Genomic DNA, 20,789 nt, shown 5'->3' with positions numbered 1-20,789 from the left:
GGAGGGGCCGCACGGGCGGCCGGGGGCGCCGCCTCCGAGGCGGCGCGGGGCGGCGGTCTGCGCGAGCGCGCGCTCGGCGGGTTCCGGGCCGCGCGGGCACGGTCGCGGCCCAAGGCCGCGGAGGAAGAGGAGCCCTACGAGGACGAGTACGCCGAGGACGAGGAGGAGGGGTACGAGGAGGAGCCGCCGCGCCGCGCGGCCCGAGCCGGTAGCCCTGGACGGTCGCGGCGCCCCCTCGCCGAGGAGGAGGACGAGTTCGACGAGGAGTTCGAGGACGAACCCGCGGACGAGGACGAGGACGAGGAGCCCGAGCGGGCCCCGGCCCGCGGCCGGGTCGTCCGGGACCGTGATCAGGGGCCGCCGCGCTCGCGGCCGGCCCGCCGGGGCAGGGACGAGAGGTGACGTAGATGGCAAAGCGCGACGACCCGCCGTCCGCCGGGCTCGGCGGCCCGCTCCAGCAGGCCGCGCGGAGCCTGACCAGCAGCGCGCGCCGGTACGCCGTGTCCAAGCTCGGCACCACGGTCGGAAAGGCGACGACCCGCCTCACCGACTTCGTCGAGGGCGGAGGCAACGCCAAGGATCTGCTCGGCATCGTCACCGGCTCCGGCGGCAAGACGGGCAAGATCAAGGGCCTGGCCAAGATGGCGTGGGGCGGCCTGAAGCGGAAGTTCGGCCTCGGCGGGCGCGGCGAGAGCGGCAAGTTCAAGTTCCACAACATCGTCGAGGCGCTCGACATCGGGGCGCCGGTGACGCTCGTCTACAACCAGTGGACGCAGTTCGCCGACTGGCCGACCTTCATGAAGAAGGTCGAGAAGGTGGTCCAGGAGGAGGACGAGAAGCTCACCTTCCAGGCGAAGATCTTCTGGTCCCGGCGCACCTGGCAGGCCACCATCCAGGAGCAGGTGCCGGACGAGAAGATCATCTGGACCTCCCAGGGGGCCAAGGGTTCGGTGGACGGGACGGTCACCTTCCACGAGATCACCCCCGACCTGACCCGGGTCCTGGTGACCCTCGTGTACCACCGCAAGGGCTTCATGGAGCTGATCGGCGGCCTCTGGCGGGCCCAGGGGCGGCGGGTGCGTCTGGAGTTCAAGCACCTGCGACGGCACGTCGTGACCGACTCGCTGCGGCACCCCGAGGACATCGAGGGCTGGCGCGGGGTGATCCACGAGGGCGAGGTCGTCAAGGACCACGAGACCGGCCTGCGCGAGGAACGCGAAGCCAAGGAGCGCGAAGCCGGGGAACGCGAGACCGGGGAGACCGGGGAGACCGGGGAGACCGGGGAACGCGAGGCCGGGGAACGCGGTGACGGGCGCGCGGAACGTGGCGGCGAGGACGCGGGCGACCGCGCGGGGCGCGAGGAACACGACGGCGAGCGGGAGCGCGAAGGCCGGCGCCGGAGGCGCGGGGAACCCGCCGAAGGGCGTGAGGAAGCCGGTGGCGGGCGTGAGGAACGCCGGCCTCGGCGGACGCGGGACGGCCGGCGGGCCGTGCCGGAGGAGGAGGCGGCCGAGGCGGGGTTGGCCGAGCGGGCCGGGCCCCGTTCCGGCGACGGCGGGTACGAAGAGCCCGCCGATGAATACGAGGAGCCCGAGGAATCCGAGGAGTCCGCGCCGCGGCGCCCTGTGCGCGGCGGCGGGCGGTCGCCCGCGAGCCGCGGGTCCCGCACGAGGGGCGGCTGACCGGCGCGGCCCACCTGATCGACATGATCGAGGAGTGACGTCATGACCATCGTGCAGCCTTCTGGCGGGGGGACGGCGGGACGGCCGCCGGGTGCGGGCGGCGGATCGCTGGCCGACGTGATCGACACCATCCTGGACAAGGGCCTCGTCATCGACGCCTATGTCAGCGTCGCCCTGGTGGGCATCGAACTGCTCACCATCAATGCCCGCGTGGTCGTCGCCAGCGTCGACACCTACCTACGGTTCGCCCAGGCGGTGAACCGGCTGGACCTGTCCGAGAATTCCAAAGGGCTGCCCGAGCTCATGCAGGACATGACGCAGGGCGTGGCCAAGTCCAAGACCAAGGGCATCGCGCAGGGCGCGATCGAGGCGGCCGGCGAGAAGCTGCGGGATCTCATCGAACCCGGCGAGGAACCGGCGCCCCGCCGGCGCCGCCGTGAGGAGGCCTGACATGCCCCGTCCCGACACCAGGTCCGGTGCCACGCAGGCCCGCGACACCACGAGCCGGAAGAAGGCGTCCCACGACACGGCGCCCCGCGGCACAGCGGAAGACGACACGGCGCCGAACGACACGGCGCCCCGGGAGACGGCCGCCGGGGACGCGGCGCGGGAGAAGACGGCGCCCGAGGCGTCCGGCGGCGCCCGGGAGTCCGGCGGGACCGCGCAGGCGACGGCGACGTACCTGTACGGGATCGTGCCCGGCGACGTCGAGCTGACGCCCGAGCGGCGCGGCGTGGGGGATCCGCCGGGCATGACGGGGCTGGTGCGGCACGGGGAGATCGCCGCGCTGATCAGCGACCTGAGCCTCGGACGAGCGCTCGGACGGCCGCAGGACCTGGTGGCGCACCAGGGGCTGCTGGACGACGTCGCCGGCGAGGTGCCCGTGCTGCCGATGCGGTTCGGCGCCGTTCTGGAGAGCCCCGAGGCGATCGTCGAGGAACTGCTGAAGCCGCACCACGACGAGTTCCTCGCGGCGCTGGCCGAGCTGGAGGGGCGGGCGCAGTTCGTCGTCAAGGGCCGCTACGTGGAGGGGACCGTGCTGCGGGAGGTGCTGCGCGAGGTGCCCGAGGCCGCCGAGCTGCGGGAGAGCATCCGCGGCGTGCCGGAGGAGGCGAGCTGGGACGCGCGGATCCGGCTCGGCGAGATCGTCAACCAGGCGATCGACGCCAAGCGGGACGCCGACACCAGGATGCTCGCCGAGGCCCTGGCCCCGCACGCCGTCGCGGTCGTGGTGCGGGAGCCGACCCACGAGGAGGACGCCGCGCACCTGGCCGTCCTGGTGGACACCGACCGGCAGGAGGAGTTCGACGCCGCCCTGGAGGCGTTCGCGGACCGGTGGGCCGACCGGGTCACCCTGCGGCTGATCGGGCCGCAGGCGCCGTACGACTTCGTGACGGGGCGGCCGGACGAGGCGGGCGGGTGAGCGATGGGCATTCTCTCGACGCTGCTCGGCGCGCCGCTGGCGCCGCTCCAGGGGCTGATCAAGCTCGCCGAGCTGATCCAGGAGCAGGTGGACCGGCAGATGCGTGACCCGGCGGCGGTGCGGCGGCGGCTGGAGGAGGTGGAGGACGCCAGGGCGTCCGGGCTGATCACCGAGGAGGAGGCGGCCGCGGCGACGGAGGAGATCCTGCAGCAGATGATCGCCTGACCGCCCCGGAGCCCGCGGACCGGCCGCCCCGCGGCGCCGGCCCCCGGGCCCGCGCCGGAAGGAGGGGAAGCCGTGCACGCCAGTCGCAGGACCCGGGACACCCCGGGAGGCCGTGCGTACGAGCCCGCCGGGGAGGAGGCGCTGCTGGAGGGTGAACTCCTGGACGAGGAGCTCGGGTACGACGACGACGACCAGCCCGGCGAGGAGGAGCCGCGCCTGACCGCGATGACGGCGGGACAGGCGGCGCGCAGGCACATCGCCGGGCTGGTCGGCAAGCCGATCGAGGGCGTGATCATGGTCGCCCCCTCGGGGGACGGCTGGACCGTCGAGGTGGAGGTGGTCGAGGACCGCCGCGTCCCGTCGTCCGGCGACACCCTCGCGATCTACGCGGCCCAGCTGGACCGGCACGGGGACCTGGTGTCGTACGCCCGGGCGCGCACCTACAAGCGCGCCAAGGGCGACACCGGCCGCCCCGGCGCCCAGGGCGGGGTGTGACCCATGTCCGAGCCCATGTGGTCCGGCCGCGCGGCGACACCTTCCCGGCAGCCCGCCCGGGAGTCCGGGGGCAGCCTCGGCGACATCCTGGAGCGGGTGCTGGACCGGGGTGTGGTGATCGTCGGCGACATCCGGGTCAACCTCCTGGACATCGAGCTGCTGACGATCAAGCTGCGGCTGCTGATCGCCTCGGTGGACACCGCCCGCGAGCTCGGCATCGACTGGTGGGAGCACGACCCCTGGCTCAGCTCCGGCGACCGCGACCTGATCGAGGAGAACCAGATGCTCCGCCGCCGCCTCGCCGCCGTGCGCGAGGCCGAGGAGGCCGGGCTCACGGACCGGGAGCGCCGCGCCGTCGGCGGGAGCGCCGCCTACCCGCACGATCCCCCCGCCCGGGGCCGCGCCCGCCTGGCGACCGGCGACCCCGCGTACGACGACGAGCCCCCGGCGCGCCCCCGGCGGGACCGGGCCGGCGAGCCCGCGCCGCGCGAGCGGCCCCGGCGGGAGAGGCCGGGCACGGCGTACGGCGACGAGCCCCCGCCGCGCGGGCGGGTCCGGCGGGAGAGGCCGGGCACGGCGTATGGCGACGAACCCCCGCCGCGCGGGCGGGTCCGGCGGGAGGGACGCGGCCCGGCGTACGAGGAGGAGCACCGCGGGCAGGGGCGGCGGGAGGGGCGCGATGAGTGACACCGGGACGTACCTGTACGCGATCACCCGGGAGGAGGACCGGGCGGACGCGGCCGTGCTGACGGAGCTGACCGGGGTCTCCGGGGCGCCGGTGCGGGCGGTGGAGCGCGCGGGGCTGGTCGCCTACGTCAGCACCGTGCCGCTGTCGGAGTTCGGGGACGCGCCGCTGCGGCGGTCGCTGGAGGACCTGGACTGGGTCGGCGAGACCGCGCGGGCGCACCATCGCGTCGTGGAGACGGTCGCGCACGACGCGGCGACCGCGCCGGTGCGCCTGGTCACCGTGTACGCGGGCGACGAGGGGGTCGCCGAGATGCTGGACCGCCGCGGCGCCGAGCTGCGCGCGGTGCTGTCCGAGGTGTCCGGCCGCCACGAGTGGGGCGTCAAGGCGTACGCGTCCGGCGCGGCCCGGCCCGCGGGTGGCCCGCCGGAGGAGGAGCAGGACGCGGGCGGGCGGCCCGGGGACGGCGGGCGGGACGAGGCCGGGCGGGCCGGCGGGCCCGGCACGGAGTACCTGCGGCGGCGCAAGGCGGGGCTGCGGAGCCGTGAGGACCGGCAACGGGCGTGCGCCGAGCACGCCGAGCGCATCCATTCGGCCCTGGCGGCGGTGGCGGTGGACTGCAGGCGGCACCGCCCCCAGGATCCCCAGCTGTCCGGCAGGGACGACCCGATGCTGCTCAACGGCGCCTACCTGGTCGACCGCGACCGCCAGGCCGAGTTCACCGCCGTCCTGGACGGCCTGCGCGGGCCCGGCGTCTCGATCGAGCTGACCGGCCCGTGGGCGCCGTACTCGTTCACCGCGGTCGAGCCCGGCCCTGTCGCCCCGGCGGGCGCCGCGGAGAGGCGCGATGGCGGGTGAACCGGATGGCACGACGGCTGGTGATCGCGACGGCACCCCGGGTGCCGGGCGGGACGTCGTGCGCGGCCGGGAGGCTCCGGGCACGCGAGGGGCTCTGGACGACCGGGAGGCTCCGGGCGGGCGGCAGCGCGTGGTGGAGGGCGGGGAGAGGTCGCGGGGGGCGGCGCTGGCGGCGGAGGGGCGGTTGCCGCCGGAGCGGGTGGCGCTGGTGGATCTGCTCGACCGGCTGCTGGCGGGAGGCGTCGTGATCACCGGGGATCTGGTGCTGTCCATCGCCGACATCGACCTGGTCCGCATCTCGCTGCGGGCGCTGCTCATGTCCGTGCGTTCCGAGGAGCCACTGGAGACCCTGGAGAGAGGAATACGTCATGGAGAGCTCTGACCCCGGCGGGCGCCCTCTCCCCCGCGGCGGCGAGACCGCCGCGCGGGAGGCGCGCCGGGAGCGCTGGCGGTTCGAGGCCGACCCCGAGACGGTGGAGCGCGACCTGTCCCGGCTGGTGCTCACGCTGGTCGAGCTGCTGCGTCAGCTGGTGGAGCGGCAGGCGGTCCGGCGGATGGACGAGGGCGACCTGACGGACGAGCAGATCGAGAAGATGGGCGTGACGCTGATGCGCCTGGAGGAGGCCATGACCGAGCTGTGCGAGCGGTTCGGCCTGACGCCGGCCGACCTCAACCTGGACCTCGGGCCGCTCGGCACGCTGCTGCCCACCGACTGACCGGCGGGCGGCGAGGTCAGAGCGCGACGCCGAGCAGCGCGTCGACGGTGGCGCGCACCAGGGCGGGGGCGCCGGGATCGGCGTGGTCGCCCGCGAGCGCCCGTCCGGCCCAGTCGTCCACCACGGCGAGCGCGCCGGGCGCGTCCAGGTCGGCGGCCATGCGCTCGCGGACCAGCGCCAGCACGGCCGCACCGTCCGGCCCGCCGGGCAGCGCGGCCGCCGCGCGCCAGCGGTCCAGCCGGCCGGTCGCGGCGGTGAGCTGGTCGCCGGTCCACTCCCAGCCGGCCCGGTAGTGGTGGGCGAGCAGCGTCAGCCGGATCGCCATCGGGTCGTGCGCGGCGCGCAGCCGGGAGACGAACACGAGGTTGCCCCGGGACTTGGACATCTTCTCGCCGTCCAGCGCCACCATGCCCGCGTGGACGTACGCCTTGGCGAACGGCCACTCGCCGGTGGCCACGTGCCCCTCGCTGGCGCCCATCTCGTGGTGCGGGAAGATCAGGTCGGTCCCGCCGCCCGACACGTCGAAGCCCGCGCCGAGACAGGACAGCGCGATGGAGGTGCACTCGACGTGCCAGCCGGGCCGGCCGGGGCCGAACGGCGAGGGCCAGGACGGCTCGCCGGGCCGCTCGGCCCGCCACAGCAGCCAGTCGAGCGGGTGGCGCTTGCCGGGACGCCCGGGGTCGCCGCCCCGCTCGGCGAACAGCGCCAGCATCGTGGCCTCGGAGTAGCCGGAGACGGCGCCGAACTTGGGGGACGCGGCGACCGCGAAGTAGACGTCGCCGTCCACCTCGTAGGTGGCGCCCTTGTCCTTCAGCCGCCCGATCAGCGCGGCGACCTGGGCGACGACCTCGGTGACCCCGATGTAGTCGTCCGGCGGGAGGACGCGCAGCGCCGCCATGTCCGTGCGGAACAGCTCGATCTGGTCCTCGGCCAGCACCCGCCAGTCGACGCCGGTCAGCTCGGCACGTTCCAGCAGGGGGTCGTCCACGTCGGTGGCGTTCTGGGTGTAGTGGACGCGGTGCCCGGCGTCCCGCCAGGCGCGGTTCACCAGGTCGAAGGCGAGGTAGGTGTTGGCGTGCCCGATGTGCGTCGCGTCGTACGGCGTGATGCCGCAGACGTACATCCGCGCCGTGGGGTCCGGCGACGTCTCCCCGACCTCGCCGGCGGCGGTGTCGTACAGGCGGAGCGGCAGTCCGGCGCCGGGCAGCGAAGAGATCTCGGGAGCGGGCCACGATCGCATGCCATGAGCCTATCCATGAGGCAGTGTGGTGGGATCACACTGGGGTGTCCGTTTTGTGGCTTAGGGGGCGACACGGGCACCACGGTATGGGCACACCGGACCGTCCGGACATGAAAGAATCTTGCCGCCACAGGTTCGGGGGGCTCGGCACCGCGCACAACCATGGCTAGGAGAGCTTTTGCCGACCATCAGGGCTCTGGGCCCCGCCGACCCGGAGCGGATCGCGTCCTTCCGGGTCACCGGGCGGATCGGCGAGGGCGGTCACGGTGTCGTCTACGCCGCGGAGACCGGGTCGGGCGAGCGCGTGGCCGTCAAGGTCCTGCAGCGCCGGTTCTGGGAGGACGACGAGGTGCGGCGGGCCTTCGGGGCCGACCTGCGCCAGGCGCAGCGCGTGACCGGCACCCACGTCGCCCGGGTCACGGCCTACGGCATCCACCAGCAGCGGCTCTACTACGCCAGCGAGTACGTCGACGGCCCCTCGCTGTGGGAGGTCGTGGAGCGGCGCGGCCCGCGCCCGGCCGACGAGCTGGAGGCCCTGGCCGTGGCGACGCTGTCGGCGCTGGCGGCGATCCACGCGGCGGGCGCGGCGCACGGCGGGTTCAAGCCCGGCAGCGTGCTGATCGGCCCGGACGGCCCCCGGGTGATCGACTTCGGGGTGGGACGCGCCCTGGACGGCCCGCCCACGCCCGGCCGGCTGATCGGCACCTCGCCGTTCACCGCCCCCGAGCACCTGGTGGGCGCGGCGCCGGGCCCGGACGGCGACATGTTCGCCTGGGCCGGGACCATGGTGTACGCCGCCACCGGCCACGCCCCGTTCGGGCAGGACTCGGTGCCCGCGGTGATCAGCCGCATCCTGAGCGAGACGCCCGACCTGGCGGCGCTGCCGGGAACGCTCCTGGCGAGCGTCACCGCGTGCCTGGACAAGGTCCCGACCCGCCGTCCCACGGCCCGCGAGCTGCTGGCCCGCCTGACCCGCGAGCGTGTCGCCGCCGTGCCCGCCGCCGGATGGGCGGCCCTGGCCGCGGCCCCCGGCCTCCCCGCCCTTCCCCCCGCCCCCGCCCCCGCCCCCGCCCCCGGCGGCGCGGGCCGTCCGGGCGCTCCGGGCGCCGTCGTCCCGCCAGGGCCCCCCGGCGCCGCGGGCCGCCCCGGCTCTCCGGGAGCGACCGTCCCCGCGGGCCGTCCGGGCTCCCCCGCGTCCACCCCGGCGGGCGGGCGGCCCGCGATGCTGGCCGCGGTCCCCCTGGCGCCGGGGCCGCAGGAACCGCCGCCGCCGGACGTGCCGCCGGCCGGGCGGCACGGCAGGGGGCACAGGGACCGGACGTTCATCCTGGCCGGGGCGGCGCTGGCGCTGGTCGTGGCGCTCGTGGTCGCGCTGGTCGCCTCGCCCGGCGACCCGGCCCCGGTGCGGATCCCCGGCGCGGCGTTGAGCCCCGCCCTCTCCGTGACGCCCCCGGTGACCCTGCTGCCGAGCCCGGTGCCGCCCGGCGAGACCATCGAGCCGACCCCGGTGCCCTCGCCGACGGAGAAGAAGCCGAAGAAGACCAAGAAGCCCGTCCCGGGCGGCCCGGCGCTCACCCCCCCCGCCCCGCATCCGGTGCTGGCGGTCAGCCCCGCCAGGGTGCGGGTCAAGTCGGACTACATCTTCTACGTCAACCTCAAGCTGCGCGCCACCGGCGGCGCCGTGCGCTGGCGGGCCACCATCAGCGAGGGCGCCGTGCTCAGCAGCAGCAGCGGGCGCATCCGCGCGGGCCACACGGCCACCATCACCGCGTACGGCACGCCGTACTGCAGCACGTCCAAGGTGAGGTTCACCTCCAACGGCGGCAGCAGGACCGTCACCATCATCTGGGGCGGCGTCCGCTGCTGACCCGTCCCGGGCCGGGTGGCCGGATCAGCGAAGGACGGTGCTCCAGGCGGACGGGTCGCCGGGGCACGGGCAGAAGTCGTAGCGCAGGGTGTCCCGGCCGAGGGCGACCAGGGTGACCGAGGACGTCCCCCACACCCGGCCGTCGTCCAGTTCCCGGCGCACCACCAGCGCCCGCGGGTCGGTGACGGGCAGCCCGTCCCCCGCGAGCAGCTCGCGCCAGGCCGTCCAGGAGGCGTCGCCGGGGTCGTGCGCGGACGGGCGCGGCGCGGCGGCGAAGCGCGGCACGAACCACCCGGCGCGGGGGGCGGCGTCCGGCGCCACCCAGCCGTCGTTGACCACGATGTGCGTGCCGGGCGGCAGCTTGTCCTCGGTGACGTCCTCGCCGTCCCAGTGCCACAGCCGCACCCCGCCGGGCTCGGCGAGCACCAGGTGGAACGGGTCGTAGACCGACAGGTCGGTCTCGGGCAGGCCGCCGTGCCCGGCGGCCCGCAGCGGCAGGTCGCCCCGGGACCTGCGGGTCTCGGGGGGCGCCGGGCGGCCGACGCCGTTGAGCAGCGCCGCGACCCGGGGGACGGCGGGCTCGGCGGCCAGCCAGGTGCCGCCCGCCTCCAGGTCGAGGCCGCCGATCAGGCCGGGATGGCCGGGCCAGTGGGCCGCCGGGCCCCGCCACGGGCGGTCGGCCATCTCGTCCCGGATCCCGGCCAGGACCACCGGCGTCTCGGCGCCCGGGTCGACCCCGGCGATGACCGTGCACATGTGCGTACTCTCGCCTTGCTCGTCCTGCTCGGATGGTTCAGATGGGGGGCCAGGGGATGGCGGGCCAGTCGTCGGAGGGGAAGGGGTGGATGCCGGTGCTGAGCAGCCTGCGCACCCGCTCCCAGGTCGCCTCGACCTCGGTCAGGGTGAGCAGCTCGCGCAGCCGCCGGCCGAGCCTGCCCCGCTCGATCTCGCGCTCCAGCCGGGCGAGGACGTTCACCGCCTCGCGGGGCAGCGGCTTGCCCCGCCACTGCCACAGCACCGTGCGCAGTTTGTCCTCCGGGGAGAAGCACACCCCGTGGTCGACGCCGTAGATGTGGCCGTCCGCCAGCGGCAGCAGGTGCCCGCCCTTGCGGTCGGCGTTGTTGACCACCGCGTCGAAGATGGCCATGCGGCGCAGCGCGGGGTCCCGGCTGCGGATCAGGGCCATCAGGTCGACCTCGGGGTCGGTGTCGATCCACAGCTGGCACATGCCGGGGCCGAGCGGGCCGTCGCGGTAGACGCTCGGCGGGACGATGCGCCACCCGGTGGCCGCCGACACCTCGAACGCGGCGACCTCGCGGGCGGCCAGGGTGCCGTCGGGGAAGTCCCACAGCGGGCGCTCGCCGCGCACCGGTTTGTACACGCACTCGGCGGTGATGCCGTCCAGGCGGATCGTGCAGTAGAGCGTCATGTTGGTCGCCTCGACGAGGCGGCCGGCGACCTCCAGCGTGCCCTCGCGCAGCAGGCGCAGGGCCGTGGCGTCATCGAGTCCCGAGGCACCGGGGATGCTGCTGAGCCGGGGGTCGCTCTCTGCACTCACGTACGGTCCCCCCGGTGGCCGTTGAGACGTACGCAAATGTGCCCGTCGGCGTCCAGGGGCTGTGCGCACAGGGGGCAGGGGGGACGGCCGGCGGCGACGATCTCCAGGGCCCGCTGGGTGAAGGCCCGCGCCGCCGCGGCGCTGATGTGCACCCGCAGCACGGCCGAGTCCGGCCGGTCGGGGATGATCTCCTCTTCCTCCGCGTCCTCCTCGCCGGTCAGCTCCTGCGCCTCGATGACGACCTGGGCGCTCTCGGGGTCCCAGGCGAGGGCCATGGTGCCCACGCGGAAGTCCTCGTCGATGGGCGGCTCCAGCGGCGCGCGGTCCGCCAGTTCGACCGGGGCCATGGCGGGGACCGGGGCGGTGCCGCCACTGCGGCGCAGCACCTCGTCGAGCAACTCGTCCAGCCGGTCCGCCAGGACCGCTACCTGGAACTTCTCCAAGCCGACGGTCGTGACACGCCCTTGACCGCGTGCTTGCAGAAAGAAGGTACGTGACCCCGGTTGCCCTACGGCACCGGCCACGAACCTCTCTGGCGGATCGTAGTCGAAGACCGGCATAGCCCGACCTTACGTGGTCCCGGCTCCGCCGCCGACAGCGGCGTCGCTCTCGGATGGGTTTTCTCCCCCGTCCGGCCGCTCCGAATCCTCGGGCTCCGGCGGCGGCGGGAGGAGGTTCTCCACCCCGCCGCCCACGTCGTTCACTCTGAGTACGAACGGCCGGAGCGCGGTGTAACGGATCACGGTGAGCGACGCGGGGTCGGCGGTGACGCGCTGGAACTGGTCGAGGTGGCTGCCGAGCGCGTCCGCCACGATGGCCTTGATGACGTCGCCGTGGCTGCACACGGCGTACACGGCCTTGTCGCCGAGCTTGGCGTTCCAGTGGCGCACCGCGGCGACCGCGCGGCGCTGCACTCCGGCCAGCGACTCGCCGCCGGGGAACACGGCGGCGCTCGGGTGGTACTGCACCACGCGCCACATCGGGTCCTCGGCCAGCTCCTTCAGCGGGCGGCCCGTCCACTCGCCGTACCCGCACTCGCCGAAGCGGTCGTCGGTCTCCAGGGTGAGCCCGTCGCGGCCGGCGAGCACCGCGGCGGCGGTCTCCTGGCAGCGTTCGAGCGGGCTGGAGACCACGGCGTCGAGCCGCAGCGGCGCCAGGCGGGCGGCCACGGCCTCGGCCTGGGCGCGGCCCTGCTCGCTGAGGTGGACGCCCGGCGTCCAGCCCACGAGCACCTGGCCGGTCATCTCGGTCAGGCCATGCCGCACCAGTAGCAATGTGGTCACAACGCAAGCTTATTGGGCCGTGATCACTCCCAGCGACAGCAGGGTCAGCAGGAAGGCCCCGGCGAACACCCGGTAGGTCACGAAGATCATCATGGAGTGCCTGGTGACGTAGCGGAGCAGCCACGCGATGGAGGCGTACCCGACGGCGAACGACACCGCGGTCGCGATGACGGTGGCCACGAGTCCCGGGCCGCCGCCCTTGCCGACGTCGCGCAGCTCGAACACGCCGGACAGCACCACCGCGGGGACCGACAGCAGGAACGAGTAGCGGGCGGCGGCCTCGCGGGTGAAGCCGAGGAACAGGCCGCCGGTGATGGTGGAGCCCGAGCGGGAGGCGCCCGGCACCAGGGCCAGCGCCTGGAAGCCGCCGATGATCAGCCCGTCGCGCATGGTCAGGTCGCCGAGGCCGGCGCGCTGCCGTCCCATCTGCTCGGCGAGCAGCAGCAACAGCCCGAACACGATCAGGACGGTGGCGTTGATCCACAGGTTGCGCGCCGGGCCTTCGATCGCGCCCTGGAACACCAGGCCGAGGACGGCGAGGGGGATCGTGCCGAGGCCGATGTACCACCCCATGCGGGCGTCCGTCTCGCCGCGCAGGGCGGGGGTCCACAGGCTGCGCAGCCACGTCCAGAAGATGCGGGTGATGTCGCGCCAGAAGTACAGCAGGACGGCCAGCATGGTGCCGAGCTGGATCACCGCGGTGAACGCGGCCCCCGGGTCGGCCCAGCCGAACAGCTTGGGCACGATGAGCAGGTGCGCGGAACTGGAGATCGGCAGGAACTCGGTCAGCCCCTGCACCACTCCCAGCACGATCGCTTGCAGTGCGTCCATGGTGCGCGCCAGCCTAGGGCAGCCCTCCCCCGCGCCGTGGCACGGCCCCGGCGGGAGCCGCGCGGCCGGGCGGCGCACCGGCGGGAGGGCGCGCCGTCCGGCCGGTCACCGAGCACGGCATACCCGTACCGGGGCATCGCGGGAGCCGGGAGGGGGTGACACGGTAACCTGGCCCGATCATGGATCAGCGATTGGTCGGGCGTAGCGGTCTGTCGGTGTCCCGGCTGGGGCTGGGCACCATGACCTGGGGCCGGGACACCTCCCCGGAGGAGGCCGCCGCCCAGCTCGTCGCGTTCGCCGACGCCGGGGGCACCCTCGTCGACACCGCCGACGTGTACGCCGGGGGCGACGCCGAGCGTGTGCTCGGGCGCCTGCTGCGCGAGTCGGTGCCGCGCTCACAGATCGTCGTCGCCACCAAGGCCGTGCTCACCCCGCACGGCCCGCGCTCGCGCGACGCCTCGCGCCGCGGCCTCATCGCCGCGCTGGACGCCTCGCTGGACCGCCTCGGCGTGGACGAGGTCGACCTGTGGCAGCTGCACGCCTTCGACTGCGAGGTGCCGCTGGAGGAGACGCTGGCGGCGGTGGACACCGCGGTGTCCTCGGGGCGCGCGGTGTACGCCGGGGTGTGCAACTACTCGGCGTGGCAGCTCGCGGCGGCCGGGGTCTGGCAGCGGGCGGTGCCGGGGCGCACGCCCATCGTGTCGGCGCAGGTCGAGTACTCCCTGCTCGCCAGGGACGCCGAGCGCGAGGTGCTCGCCGCCGCCGAGCACGTGGGCGCGGGGGTGCTGGCCTGGTCGCCGCTCGGGCGGGGCGTGCTGACCGGCAAGTACCGCACGGGCATCCCCGCCGACTCCCGGGCCGCCACGCCGCACTTCGCCGACTTCGTGCTGCCCTACCTCGACGAGCGGTCCCGGCGGGTGGTGGAGTCGGTCACCACGGCCGCCGAGGGGCTGGCGGTGTCGCCGCTGGCCGTCGCGCTGTCGTGGGTCCGCGACCAGCCCGGCGTCGCGGCGGCCATCGTGGGGGCACGCACGCACGCGCAGCTCAAGGGGGTGCTCCTGGCCGAGGAGCTCACCCTGCCGATGGAGATCCGCGAGGCGCTCGACGACGTCTCGGCGATTGATTGAGCGGCCCGCTTGATCCGGCCGCCCCGGAAACGTGCCGCGGGAAAACCGGGAAAGCGGCGTTATCCGGAGGAGCGCCGCCATTCGCCGCCAGGCCCCGGCCATTCGGCGGACCGCAGGTGGAGACCGCCCGGTGGGGACATTACGCGGGGGGAAGGTCCCGAATGAGCCGCCCGCCGAACAGGAATCTCGCTCGCGTATCACTAGTCGGTACCGAATCGCTCTTTTTCGGAGAATGACCGGCGCCGTGCCACACGATTGTTATGGGAGGCTCGGGAGGGGAGCCCGCGCCTTCCGGGATACGTGGAAACGATGGAGGGGAACGATGCGCAAGGGCACGACCGCCCTTTCGGCGGGAGCGCTGACGCTGGCTCTGAGTGGAGGGGTGGCACTGCTGGTCACGGCGCCGGCGTACGCGTCCGCGCCGCGGGTGGCGGGCTGTGATCGCGGCGGCGGGCCGCTGTCCGTGCTCGGCGGGGGACCGTGCGACCTGACCGGGCCCGCCGGCGGCCCGGTGGGCGACCTCGTGGGCGGCGGGCTGGACCCGATCACCGACACTCTGGACGACCTCGCCGAGGACGCGAACCACGTCCTGGACGACCTCGGCGACACCGCCGAGAACGTCCTCGGCGGCAAGCCCTCGCACCCGCCGGAGTCGCACGGCAATCGGTCGCCGCGGTCCGAGGAGGACCGCGGGAAGCCCTCGGACCCGCCGGGCGCGGGCTCGCGCGGCACCCCCACGCCGGAGACCTACGCCGAGCAGGAGGCCGATCCCGTCGCCGACGACGAGGCGGACGCCCCGCCCTCCGAGGACGATCTGCTGGGCCTTCCGGTCGGCAGCGGGTGCCTGCCGCCGGCCGTCCCGGGCGACTGCGAGGAGGTGACGGTCACTCCGGCCCCCTCGCGGCCCGCCGGACGGGACCGTTCCACACCCACGCCGTCGCCCACCCCCCGGCCCTCTTCCGCGGGAGGGGGCGAGGCGTCGCCGCCCGCCGGGCCGGAGGCCACCCCGGCCCCCGGGTTCCACGGCACGGGCGGGCACGGCGGCGACATGGAGCGCGCCAATCCGGTGGACCCGTCGCCGCCGGCCGCCGACATCGACGCGCCGCCGCTCGCCCCGCTGTGGCCGGGCCAGCCCCTGCCGGAGCTGACCGAGCCCCTCGCGGCCCGGCCGGTGGTGCCGAGCAGGTCCGACGACGCCGTGGGGACCGTCCTCACCGCCGTCCTGCTGGGGTCGGCGATCCTTGCCGCCCGCATCGTGCACACCCGCCAGGCCCGCCGGGGCGACACCGACCCCGCGCCCACGATGCCGTTGCAGGGCCTGCACCGGCCGCCGGACGCCGGACGGCACCGCCTGGCCTGAGAAAGACCGATGCGCCGCACTCGCGAGGGAGTGCGGCGCATCGTCACGTGAGACGGGAAGGGGCGGCGCTCAGCCGCCCATGGCGTGCACGCCGCCGTCGACGTGGACGATCTCGCCGGTGGTGGCGGGGAACCAGTCGGACAGCAGGGCGACGCACGCCTTGGCGGTGGGCAGCGGGTCGGCGAGGTTCCAGCCCATGGGGGCCTTGGCCGGCCAGGTGTCCTCGAACTCGGCGAAGCCGGGGATGCTCCGGGCCGCCAGCGTGCGCAGCGGGCCCGCGGCCACGAGGTTCACCCGGATGCCGTGCTTGCCGAGGTCGCGGGCCAGGTAGCGCGAGCAGGACTCGAGGCCCGCCTTGGCGACGCCCATCCAGTCGTAGACCGGCCACGCCTTGGTGGCGTCGAAGTCCAGGCCGACGACCGAGCCGCCGTCCTTCATCAGCGGCAGGCAGGCCACCGCGAGTGACTTGAAGGAGAAGGTGGAGACGTGGACGGCGGTGGCGACGTCGTCCCAGGTGGTGTTGAGGAAGTTGCCGCCGAGCGCGGTCTGCGGCGCGAAGCCGATGGAGTGGAGCACGCCGTCCAGCCCGCCGAGGTGCTCGCCCACCCGGTCCGCCAGGGTGTCGAGGTGGTCGGTGTTCTGCACGTCCAGCTCGATGACCGGCGGCGGCTCGGGCAGGCGCTGGGCGACCCGCTCGACCAGGCTGAGCCGGCCGAAACCGGTCAGCACGATCTGGGCGCCCTCCTGCTGGGCCAGCTTCGCCACGGAGAACGCGATCGAGGAGTCGGTCAGCACACCGCTGACCAGGATGCGCTTGCCGTCGAGGATTCCCATTGTCAGTGCCCCATCCCAAGGCCGCCGTCCACCGGAACGACCGCCCCGGTGACGTACGCGGCGTCGTCGCTCGCCAGGAACTTGACCACCCGCGCGATGTCGGCCGCGGTCGCGGCCCGGCCGAGCGGGACGTTCTTGAGTATCGCCTGCTGCTGCTCCGGCTCCAGGGCCGCCGTCATGTCGGTCTCGACGAAGCCGGGGGCCACGACGTTCACCGTGATGCCGCGCGAGCCGAACTCGCGGGCCAGGGACCGGGCGAAGCCGATCATGCCGGCCTTGGACGCGGCGTAGTTGCTCTGTCCGGCCTGGCCGGACAGCGCGACCACCGAGGAGACGAAGATGATCCGGCCGCGCCGCATGCGCAGCATGCCCCGGCACGCCCGTTTGGCCACGCGGTAGGAGCCGGTGAGGTTGGTGTCGACGACGTCGGTGAACGTCTCTTCCTTCATCAGCGGCAGCAGCGTGTCCCGGGTGACGCCAGCGTTGGCGATCACGACCTCGACGGGCCCGTGCTCGGCCTCGGCCTTGGAGAAGGCGAGGTCCACGTCCTCGGCGCTGGTGACGTCGCACTTGACGCCGAAGAGCCCCTCGGGGGGCTCCCCCGAGCGGTAGGTGACGGCCACGGCGTCGCCGGCCGCGGCCAGCTCACGGGCTATCGAGAGGCCGATGCCGCGGTTGCCGCCGGTTACGAGTACTGATCGAGCCATGACACCGACGCTATCTCCTACTCGCAGGTAAACCCTTATCCGCGCCGTACAAGATCACAGGGCTAGGATCGTGGACATGCGCCAGATCGATCCGGACTTCCTCGCCCTGCCGCTGCGGCAACTGGCCGACGCCGCCCTTCAGCGCGCCCGTGACCTCGGCGCCGAGCACGCCGACTTCCGGCTGGAACGGGTGCGGGGGGAGACGCTGAGCCTGTTCGACGCCCGCCTGGAGGGGTCCATCGACGCCGACGACCTCGGGTACGCCGTGCGCGTCATCCGGGACGGCACCTGGGGGTTCGCCGCGGGCATCGAGCTGACCCCCGAGGCCGCCGCCGCCGTCGCCGAGCAGGCCGTCGAGGTGGCCAAGGTCGCGGCGCCGGTCAACCGCGAGCCGGTGGAGCTGGCGGCCGAGCCGGTGCACGCGGGCGTCACCTGGGTGTCCTCCTACGAGATCGACCCGTTCGAGGTCCCGCTCAAGCAGAAGACCGCCCTGATGGCCGACTGGTCGGCGGGCCTGCTGAAGGACCCCCGGGTCGACCACGTCTCGGCGTCGCTCATGGCGGTCAAGGAGCAGAAGTTCTACGCCGACACCGCCGGGACCGAGGCCACGCAGCAGCGGGTGCGCATCCACCCGGTGATGACGGCGATGCAGGCGGCCGGCGGGCGCTTCGACGACATGCGCACGCTCGCCCCGCCCGCCGGGCGCGGCTACGAATACCTCACGGGCACCGGCTGGGACTTCGTGTCCGAGGTCGCGCTGCTGCCCGAGCTGCTCGAGGAGAAGCTCAAGGCGCCGTCGGTGGTGGCCGGGAAGTACGACCTGGTGATCCACCCCTCCAACCTCTGGCTCACCATCCACGAGTCCATCGGGCACGCCACCGAGCTCGACCGCGCGCTCGGGTACGAGGCGGCGTACGCGGGCACCAGCTTCGCCACGTTCGACAAGCTCGGCGTCCTGGAGTACGGCTCGCCGATCATGAACGTCACCGGGGACCGCACCGCCGAGCACGCCCTCGCCTCGGTGGGCTACGACGACGAGGGCGTGTCCACCCGGCAGTTCGACATCGTTCGCGAGGGCAGGCTGGTGGGCTACCAGCTCGACCGGCGGATGGCCCTGCTGATGGGGCTCGGCCCGTCCAACGGCTGCGCCTTCGCCGACTCCCCCGGGCACGTGCCGCTGCAGCGCATGGCCAACGTCTCGCTGGTGCCGCCCCTGGACGGCCCGAGCACCGACGAGCTGATCGGGCGGGTGGAGCGCGGCATCTACATCATGGGCGACAAGAGCTGGTCCATCGACATGCAGCGCTACAACTTCCAGTTCACCGGCCAGCGGTTCTACCTCATCGAGAACGGCCGGCTCACCGGGCAGGTGCGCGACGTCGCCTACCAGGCCACCACCACCGAGTTCTGGCGGTCCATGGAGGCGGTCGGCGGCCCGCAGACGTACTACCTCGGCGGGGCCTTCAACTGCGGCAAGGGGCAGCCGGGGCAGGTGGCGCCGGTCAGCCACGGCAGCCCGTCCGCGCTGTTCCGCGGGGTCAAGGTACTCAACACCGTTCAGGAGGGTGGAAAGTGACTCCTCAGGAGACCGTCGAGCGGGCCCTGGCGCTCAGCAGGGCCGACGACTGCGTCGTGATCGTCGACGAGGGGTCCACCGCGAACCTCCGCTTCGCCGGGAACACCCTGACCACCAACGGCGTGAGCCGCTCGTCCCGGCTCACGGTGATCTCGATCACCGGTCAGGGCGTCGGCGTGGTGTCGCGGTCGGCGGTGCGGCCCGACCAGTTGGCCGACGTGGTGACCGCCGCCGACCTCGCCTCGCACGAGGCGCCGCCGTCGGAGGACGCCCGCGCGCTGGTGCCGGGCGGGCAGTCCGCCGACTGGGAGCGGCCGGCCGAGCCGACGTCCATCGGGGTGTTCCGCTCGTTCGCCCCGGCGCTCGGCGAGGTCTTCGCCGGGGCGGAGACGGCCAACCGCAGGCTGTACGGCTTCGCCGAGCACCTGCTGACCACGACCTTCATGGGCACCTCCGCCGGGGTGCGGCTGCGGCACGACCAGCCGACCGGCCGCTTCGAGATCAACGCCAAGTCGCCGGACATGTCCCGCTCGGCGTGGACCGGCGTCGCCACCCGCGACTTCACCGACGTGGACGTCGCGGCGCTGGACGCCACGCTGGCGACGCGTCTCGACTGGGCCAAGCGGCGGATCGACCTGCCGCCCGGGCGGTACGAGACGGTCATCCCGCCGTCCGCCGTGGCCGACCTGATGATCTACCTGTACTGGTCGGCGGGCGCCAGGGACGCGGCGGACGGCCGCACGGTCTTCTCCAAGGGGGAAAGCGGCACCCGCGTCGGGGAGTCGCTGTCGGGCTCGCCGATCCGGCTGTACAGCGATCCGGCCGCGCCGGGCATCGAGTGTCCGCCGTTCGTACTCGCGCACGCGGGCGGGCGCGACAACTCGGTCTTCGACAACGGGCTGCCGCTGGCCAGTACCGACTGGGTCAGGGACGGCACGCTGACGGCGCTGATCCAGACCCGCCACTCCGCCGAGCTGACCGGGCTGCCGGTCACCCCGCAGATCGACAACCTGATCATGTCCGGGCCGGCGGGCGGGCGTACCCCCGAGGAGATGGTGGCGGGTACCGAGCGGGGCCTGCTGCTCACCTGCCTGTGGTACATCCGCGAGGTGGACCCGCAGTCGCTGCTGCTCACCGGGCTGACCCGGGACGGGGTGTACCTCGTGGAGCGCGGCGAGATCGTGGGCGAGGTCAACAACTTCCGGTTCAACGAGAGCCCGGTCGACCTCCTCGGGCGGATGACCGAGATCGGGGCCGAGGAGCAGACGCTGCCCCGGGAGTGGAACGACTACTTCACCCGGTCGATCATGCCGGCCGTCCGGGTGCCGGACTTCAACATGTCGACGGTCAGCCAGGCCAACTGAATCTTTCGCAATTGGCCGGATCGTCCGCCGGTGCCGGGCCGGCCGGCACCGGCGGCGGCGGTCAGGAGTCCTCCAGGCGGAAGCCGACCTTCATCCCCACCTGGAAGTGACCGATCTCGCCGTCCTGGATGTGGCCGCGGACCTCGGTGACCTCGAACCAGTCCAGGTGGCGCAGGGTCTCGGCGGCGCGGCGGATCCCGTTGCGGATCGCGTGGTCCATGCTCTCCGAGGACGTGCCGACGATCTCGGTCACGCGGTAGGTGCGGTCGGTCATCCTGTGCTCCTTCACATGGCTGGGCCAGCCTTGATCGTATGCCGCGGGAAGCCGTGCGGGCGCCTCCCGCCCCGGCGCGGCGTGGGGCTACCGTGGATGGTGTGAAGGTCAGGCCCGGCCGCAAGGTCGTACACCAGGTCACCGACGCCCAGCCGTCCCTGTCGGCCGACATCGGGCGGCGGGAGAAGCGGTACTTCATCCAGATGGGCATCCGCACCCTGTGTCTCATCCTGGCCGTCGTGCTGAACGTACCCTGGCCGATCCGGTTGGTTTTCGTGGCCGCAGCGGTCTTCCTGCCCTATTTCGCGGTGATCGGCGCCAACCAGCCGAGCCGTGGGATGAGCTCGGGCTTTGACGCGGAGAAACCTAACCAAACCGAGATACCACGCCACCGACGCGAGATCGGGTCGTGACTAACTCTTGACGCAACCCATGGGTTGTAGGTGTACGCTTTAAGCAAGCGCTCTGGTCCCCCGTCGGAGCGCTCGTGCCGGCGTTCCGGGCCCCCGTCGGAACGCCGATGAAGCGACGCCGGGTGGTTTGCCCCCGTAACCACCCGGCGTCGCCCATTCCCAGACATTTATCCTCCCCCACCCCACCCCTCCCGCCGTGCCCACCTCCGGCCGCCCCCCACCCCCACCGCCGTGTCCACATCCGGCCACTCCCACCCCCGCCCCAACCCCC

24 protein-coding genes and 1 pseudogene are annotated in these 20,789 nt (G+C 74.0%); 16 read left to right on the top strand and 9 right to left on the bottom strand.

From position 1 onward, the window contains the following. The 10 genes and pseudogenes from ACFP1K_RS38455 to ACFP1K_RS38410 all read left to right on the top strand — a co-directional run. Positions 1–402: pseudogene (locus ACFP1K_RS38455) on the top strand (hypothetical protein); the annotation flags it as partial. Between the two features lie 5 nt (positions 403–407). Beyond that, positions 408–1,682 carry an SRPBCC family protein gene (locus ACFP1K_RS38450; RefSeq protein WP_380763018.1) on the top strand — a complete coding sequence of 425 codons (1,275 nt, stop codon included), beginning with the start codon at positions 408–410 and terminating at the stop codon, positions 1,680–1,682. A gap of 42 nt (positions 1,683–1,724) precedes the next feature. Further along, positions 1,725–2,132, top strand: coding sequence for a gas vesicle protein GvpJ (gene gvpJ / locus ACFP1K_RS38445; RefSeq protein WP_380763016.1), 408 nt, complete (start codon positions 1,725–1,727; stop codon positions 2,130–2,132). A 1-nt stretch (position 2,133) separates the two neighbouring features. Then, positions 2,134–3,105 carry a GvpL/GvpF family gas vesicle protein gene (locus tag ACFP1K_RS38440; RefSeq protein ID WP_380763014.1) on the top strand — a complete coding sequence of 324 codons (972 nt, stop codon included), beginning with the start codon at positions 2,134–2,136 and terminating at the stop codon, positions 3,103–3,105. 3 nt (positions 3,106–3,108) lie between these two features. Beyond that, positions 3,109–3,330 carry a gas vesicle protein GvpG gene (locus tag ACFP1K_RS38435; protein ID WP_380763012.1) on the top strand — a complete coding sequence of 74 codons (222 nt, stop codon included), beginning with the start codon at positions 3,109–3,111 and terminating at the stop codon, positions 3,328–3,330. 72 nt (positions 3,331–3,402) lie between these two features. Then, complete coding sequence (locus ACFP1K_RS38430) at positions 3,403–3,825, top strand: gas vesicle protein GvpO (RefSeq protein WP_380763010.1); 423 nt, start codon at positions 3,403–3,405, stop codon at positions 3,823–3,825. A 3-nt stretch (positions 3,826–3,828) separates the two neighbouring features. Beyond that, complete coding sequence (locus ACFP1K_RS38425; RefSeq protein ID WP_380763008.1) at positions 3,829–4,512, top strand: gas vesicle protein; 684 nt, start codon at positions 3,829–3,831, stop codon at positions 4,510–4,512. Then, on the top strand, positions 4,505–5,368 hold the full coding sequence (locus ACFP1K_RS38420) for a GvpL/GvpF family gas vesicle protein (protein ID WP_380763006.1): 864 nt from the start codon (positions 4,505–4,507) through the stop codon (positions 5,366–5,368). The genes ACFP1K_RS38425 and ACFP1K_RS38420 overlap by 8 nt, the downstream gene beginning before the upstream one ends. After that, positions 5,358–5,750 (top strand): gas vesicle protein, encoded by a 393-nt coding sequence (locus tag ACFP1K_RS38415; RefSeq protein ID WP_380763004.1) that lies wholly within the window; start codon positions 5,358–5,360, stop codon positions 5,748–5,750. Before ACFP1K_RS38420 ends, ACFP1K_RS38415 begins: the two co-directional genes overlap by 11 nt. Then, complete coding sequence (locus ACFP1K_RS38410; RefSeq protein ID WP_380763002.1) at positions 5,737–6,084, top strand: gas vesicle protein K; 348 nt, start codon at positions 5,737–5,739, stop codon at positions 6,082–6,084. Before ACFP1K_RS38415 ends, ACFP1K_RS38410 begins: the two co-directional genes overlap by 14 nt. Before the next feature lie 16 nt (positions 6,085–6,100). Here ACFP1K_RS38410 and mshC read toward each other — a convergent pair whose 3' ends face one another. Continuing rightward, a complete protein-coding gene (mshC, locus tag ACFP1K_RS38405; RefSeq protein ID WP_380763000.1) occupies positions 6,101–7,324 on the bottom strand; it encodes a cysteine--1-D-myo-inosityl 2-amino-2-deoxy-alpha-D-glucopyranoside ligase in 1,224 nt (407 codons plus the stop codon). Positions 7,325–7,502: 178 nt separating this feature from the next. Between mshC and ACFP1K_RS38400 the strand changes: the two genes are divergently transcribed. After that, positions 7,503–9,191 (top strand): serine/threonine protein kinase, encoded by a 1,689-nt coding sequence (locus tag ACFP1K_RS38400; RefSeq protein ID WP_380762998.1) that lies wholly within the window; start codon positions 7,503–7,505, stop codon positions 9,189–9,191. 24 nt (positions 9,192–9,215) lie between these two features. Here the strand turns inward: ACFP1K_RS38400 and ACFP1K_RS38395 are convergent, their stop codons facing one another. The 5 genes from ACFP1K_RS38395 to ACFP1K_RS38375 are packed head-to-tail and all read right to left on the bottom strand — an operon-like array spanning position 9,216 to position 12,863. Beyond that, complete coding sequence (locus tag ACFP1K_RS38395) at positions 9,216–9,947, bottom strand: NRDE family protein (RefSeq protein ID WP_380762996.1); 732 nt, start codon at positions 9,945–9,947, stop codon at positions 9,216–9,218. Positions 9,948–9,984: 37 nt separating this feature from the next. Continuing rightward, positions 9,985–10,749, bottom strand: coding sequence for an SCO1664 family protein (locus tag ACFP1K_RS38390; protein ID WP_380762994.1), 765 nt, complete (start codon positions 10,747–10,749; stop codon positions 9,985–9,987). Then, entirely contained in the window at positions 10,746–11,309 is a 564-nt protein-coding gene (locus tag ACFP1K_RS38385; protein WP_380762992.1) for a DUF3090 domain-containing protein, read from the bottom strand. The genes ACFP1K_RS38390 and ACFP1K_RS38385 overlap by 4 nt, the downstream gene beginning before the upstream one ends. 9 nt (positions 11,310–11,318) lie before the next feature. Continuing rightward, positions 11,319–12,032 (bottom strand): histidine phosphatase family protein, encoded by a 714-nt coding sequence (locus tag ACFP1K_RS38380; RefSeq protein ID WP_380762990.1) that lies wholly within the window; start codon positions 12,030–12,032, stop codon positions 11,319–11,321. A 9-nt stretch (positions 12,033–12,041) separates the two neighbouring features. After that, complete coding sequence (locus ACFP1K_RS38375) at positions 12,042–12,863, bottom strand: undecaprenyl-diphosphate phosphatase (RefSeq protein ID WP_380762988.1); 822 nt, start codon at positions 12,861–12,863, stop codon at positions 12,042–12,044. A gap of 179 nt (positions 12,864–13,042) precedes the next feature. Between ACFP1K_RS38375 and ACFP1K_RS38370 the strand changes: the two genes are divergently transcribed. Together ACFP1K_RS38370 and ACFP1K_RS38365 are read left to right on the top strand one after the other, a co-directional pair. After that, positions 13,043–13,990 carry an aldo/keto reductase gene (locus ACFP1K_RS38370; RefSeq protein ID WP_380762986.1) on the top strand — a complete coding sequence of 316 codons (948 nt, stop codon included), beginning with the start codon at positions 13,043–13,045 and terminating at the stop codon, positions 13,988–13,990. 322 nt (positions 13,991–14,312) lie between these two features. Continuing rightward, on the top strand, positions 14,313–15,350 hold the full coding sequence (locus ACFP1K_RS38365; protein WP_380762984.1) for a hypothetical protein: 1,038 nt from the start codon (positions 14,313–14,315) through the stop codon (positions 15,348–15,350). Between the two features lie 69 nt (positions 15,351–15,419). Here ACFP1K_RS38365 and fabI read toward each other — a convergent pair whose 3' ends face one another. Both fabI and fabG read right to left on the bottom strand, forming a co-directional pair. After that, positions 15,420–16,184: an enoyl-ACP reductase FabI gene (fabI, locus tag ACFP1K_RS38360; RefSeq protein ID WP_380762982.1), complete on the bottom strand. Its 765-nt coding sequence runs from the start codon at positions 16,182–16,184 to the stop codon at positions 15,420–15,422. 2 nt (positions 16,185–16,186) lie between these two features. Continuing rightward, positions 16,187–16,891, bottom strand: a complete 705-nt coding sequence (gene fabG / locus ACFP1K_RS38355) for a 3-oxoacyl-ACP reductase FabG (protein WP_380762980.1) — start codon at positions 16,889–16,891, stop codon at positions 16,187–16,189. Between the two features lie 76 nt (positions 16,892–16,967). Between fabG and ACFP1K_RS38350 the strand changes: the two genes are divergently transcribed. Next, a complete protein-coding gene (locus tag ACFP1K_RS38350; protein ID WP_380762978.1) occupies positions 16,968–18,467 on the top strand; it encodes a TldD/PmbA family protein in 1,500 nt (499 codons plus the stop codon). Then, positions 18,464–19,831 carry a metallopeptidase TldD-related protein gene (locus tag ACFP1K_RS38345; protein ID WP_380762976.1) on the top strand — a complete coding sequence of 456 codons (1,368 nt, stop codon included), beginning with the start codon at positions 18,464–18,466 and terminating at the stop codon, positions 19,829–19,831. Before ACFP1K_RS38350 ends, ACFP1K_RS38345 begins: the two co-directional genes overlap by 4 nt. 61 nt (positions 19,832–19,892) lie before the next feature. Here the strand turns inward: ACFP1K_RS38345 and ACFP1K_RS38340 are convergent, their stop codons facing one another. Beyond that, positions 19,893–20,105 carry a dodecin gene (locus ACFP1K_RS38340; RefSeq protein ID WP_380762974.1) on the bottom strand — a complete coding sequence of 71 codons (213 nt, stop codon included), beginning with the start codon at positions 20,103–20,105 and terminating at the stop codon, positions 19,893–19,895. A 101-nt stretch (positions 20,106–20,206) separates the two neighbouring features. Between ACFP1K_RS38340 and ACFP1K_RS38335 the strand changes: the two genes are divergently transcribed. Further along, positions 20,207–20,518 (top strand): DUF3099 domain-containing protein, encoded by a 312-nt coding sequence (locus ACFP1K_RS38335; RefSeq protein ID WP_380762972.1) that lies wholly within the window; start codon positions 20,207–20,209, stop codon positions 20,516–20,518. The last annotated feature ends 271 nt before the right edge of the window (positions 20,519–20,789 follow it).

It is taken from the genome of Sphaerisporangium aureirubrum (assembly GCF_042658925.1).
In the GTDB taxonomy this organism is placed as follows: domain Bacteria; phylum Actinomycetota; class Actinomycetes; order Streptosporangiales; family Streptosporangiaceae; genus Sphaerisporangium; species Sphaerisporangium aureirubrum.
The sequence above is the reverse complement of the archived record's forward strand: the minus strand, read 5'-3'. Positions and strand labels throughout refer to the sequence as shown.

Coding starts and splice junctions, on each gene's coding strand:
- ACFP1K_RS38415 (WP_380763004.1), top strand. CDS start 5,358: ATGGCGGGTGAACCGGATGGCACGACGGCTGGTGATCGCGACGGCACC.
- ACFP1K_RS38375 (WP_380762988.1), bottom strand. CDS start 12,863: ATGGACGCACTGCAAGCGATCGTGCTGGGAGTGGTGCAGGGGCTGACC.
- ACFP1K_RS38440 (WP_380763014.1), top strand. CDS start 2,134: ATGCCCCGTCCCGACACCAGGTCCGGTGCCACGCAGGCCCGCGACACC.
- fabI (WP_380762982.1), bottom strand. CDS start 16,184: ATGGGAATCCTCGACGGCAAGCGCATCCTGGTCAGCGGTGTGCTGACC.
- ACFP1K_RS38395 (WP_380762996.1), bottom strand. CDS start 9,947: ATGTGCACGGTCATCGCCGGGGTCGACCCGGGCGCCGAGACGCCGGTG.
- gvpJ (WP_380763016.1), top strand. CDS start 1,725: ATGACCATCGTGCAGCCTTCTGGCGGGGGGACGGCGGGACGGCCGCCG.
- ACFP1K_RS38370 (WP_380762986.1), top strand. CDS start 13,043: ATGGATCAGCGATTGGTCGGGCGTAGCGGTCTGTCGGTGTCCCGGCTG.
- ACFP1K_RS38410 (WP_380763002.1), top strand. CDS start 5,737: ATGGAGAGCTCTGACCCCGGCGGGCGCCCTCTCCCCCGCGGCGGCGAG.
- ACFP1K_RS38340 (WP_380762974.1), bottom strand. CDS start 20,105: ATGACCGACCGCACCTACCGCGTGACCGAGATCGTCGGCACGTCCTCG.
- fabG (WP_380762980.1), bottom strand. CDS start 16,891: ATGGCTCGATCAGTACTCGTAACCGGCGGCAACCGCGGCATCGGCCTC.
- mshC (WP_380763000.1), bottom strand. CDS start 7,324: ATGCGATCGTGGCCCGCTCCCGAGATCTCTTCGCTGCCCGGCGCCGGA.
- ACFP1K_RS38435 (WP_380763012.1), top strand. CDS start 3,109: ATGGGCATTCTCTCGACGCTGCTCGGCGCGCCGCTGGCGCCGCTCCAG.
- ACFP1K_RS38420 (WP_380763006.1), top strand. CDS start 4,505: ATGAGTGACACCGGGACGTACCTGTACGCGATCACCCGGGAGGAGGAC.
- ACFP1K_RS38350 (WP_380762978.1), top strand. CDS start 16,968: ATGCGCCAGATCGATCCGGACTTCCTCGCCCTGCCGCTGCGGCAACTG.
- ACFP1K_RS38450 (WP_380763018.1), top strand. CDS start 408: ATGGCAAAGCGCGACGACCCGCCGTCCGCCGGGCTCGGCGGCCCGCTC.
- ACFP1K_RS38365 (WP_380762984.1), top strand. CDS start 14,313: ATGCGCAAGGGCACGACCGCCCTTTCGGCGGGAGCGCTGACGCTGGCT.
- ACFP1K_RS38385 (WP_380762992.1), bottom strand. CDS start 11,309: ATGCCGGTCTTCGACTACGATCCGCCAGAGAGGTTCGTGGCCGGTGCC.
- ACFP1K_RS38425 (WP_380763008.1), top strand. CDS start 3,829: ATGTCCGAGCCCATGTGGTCCGGCCGCGCGGCGACACCTTCCCGGCAG.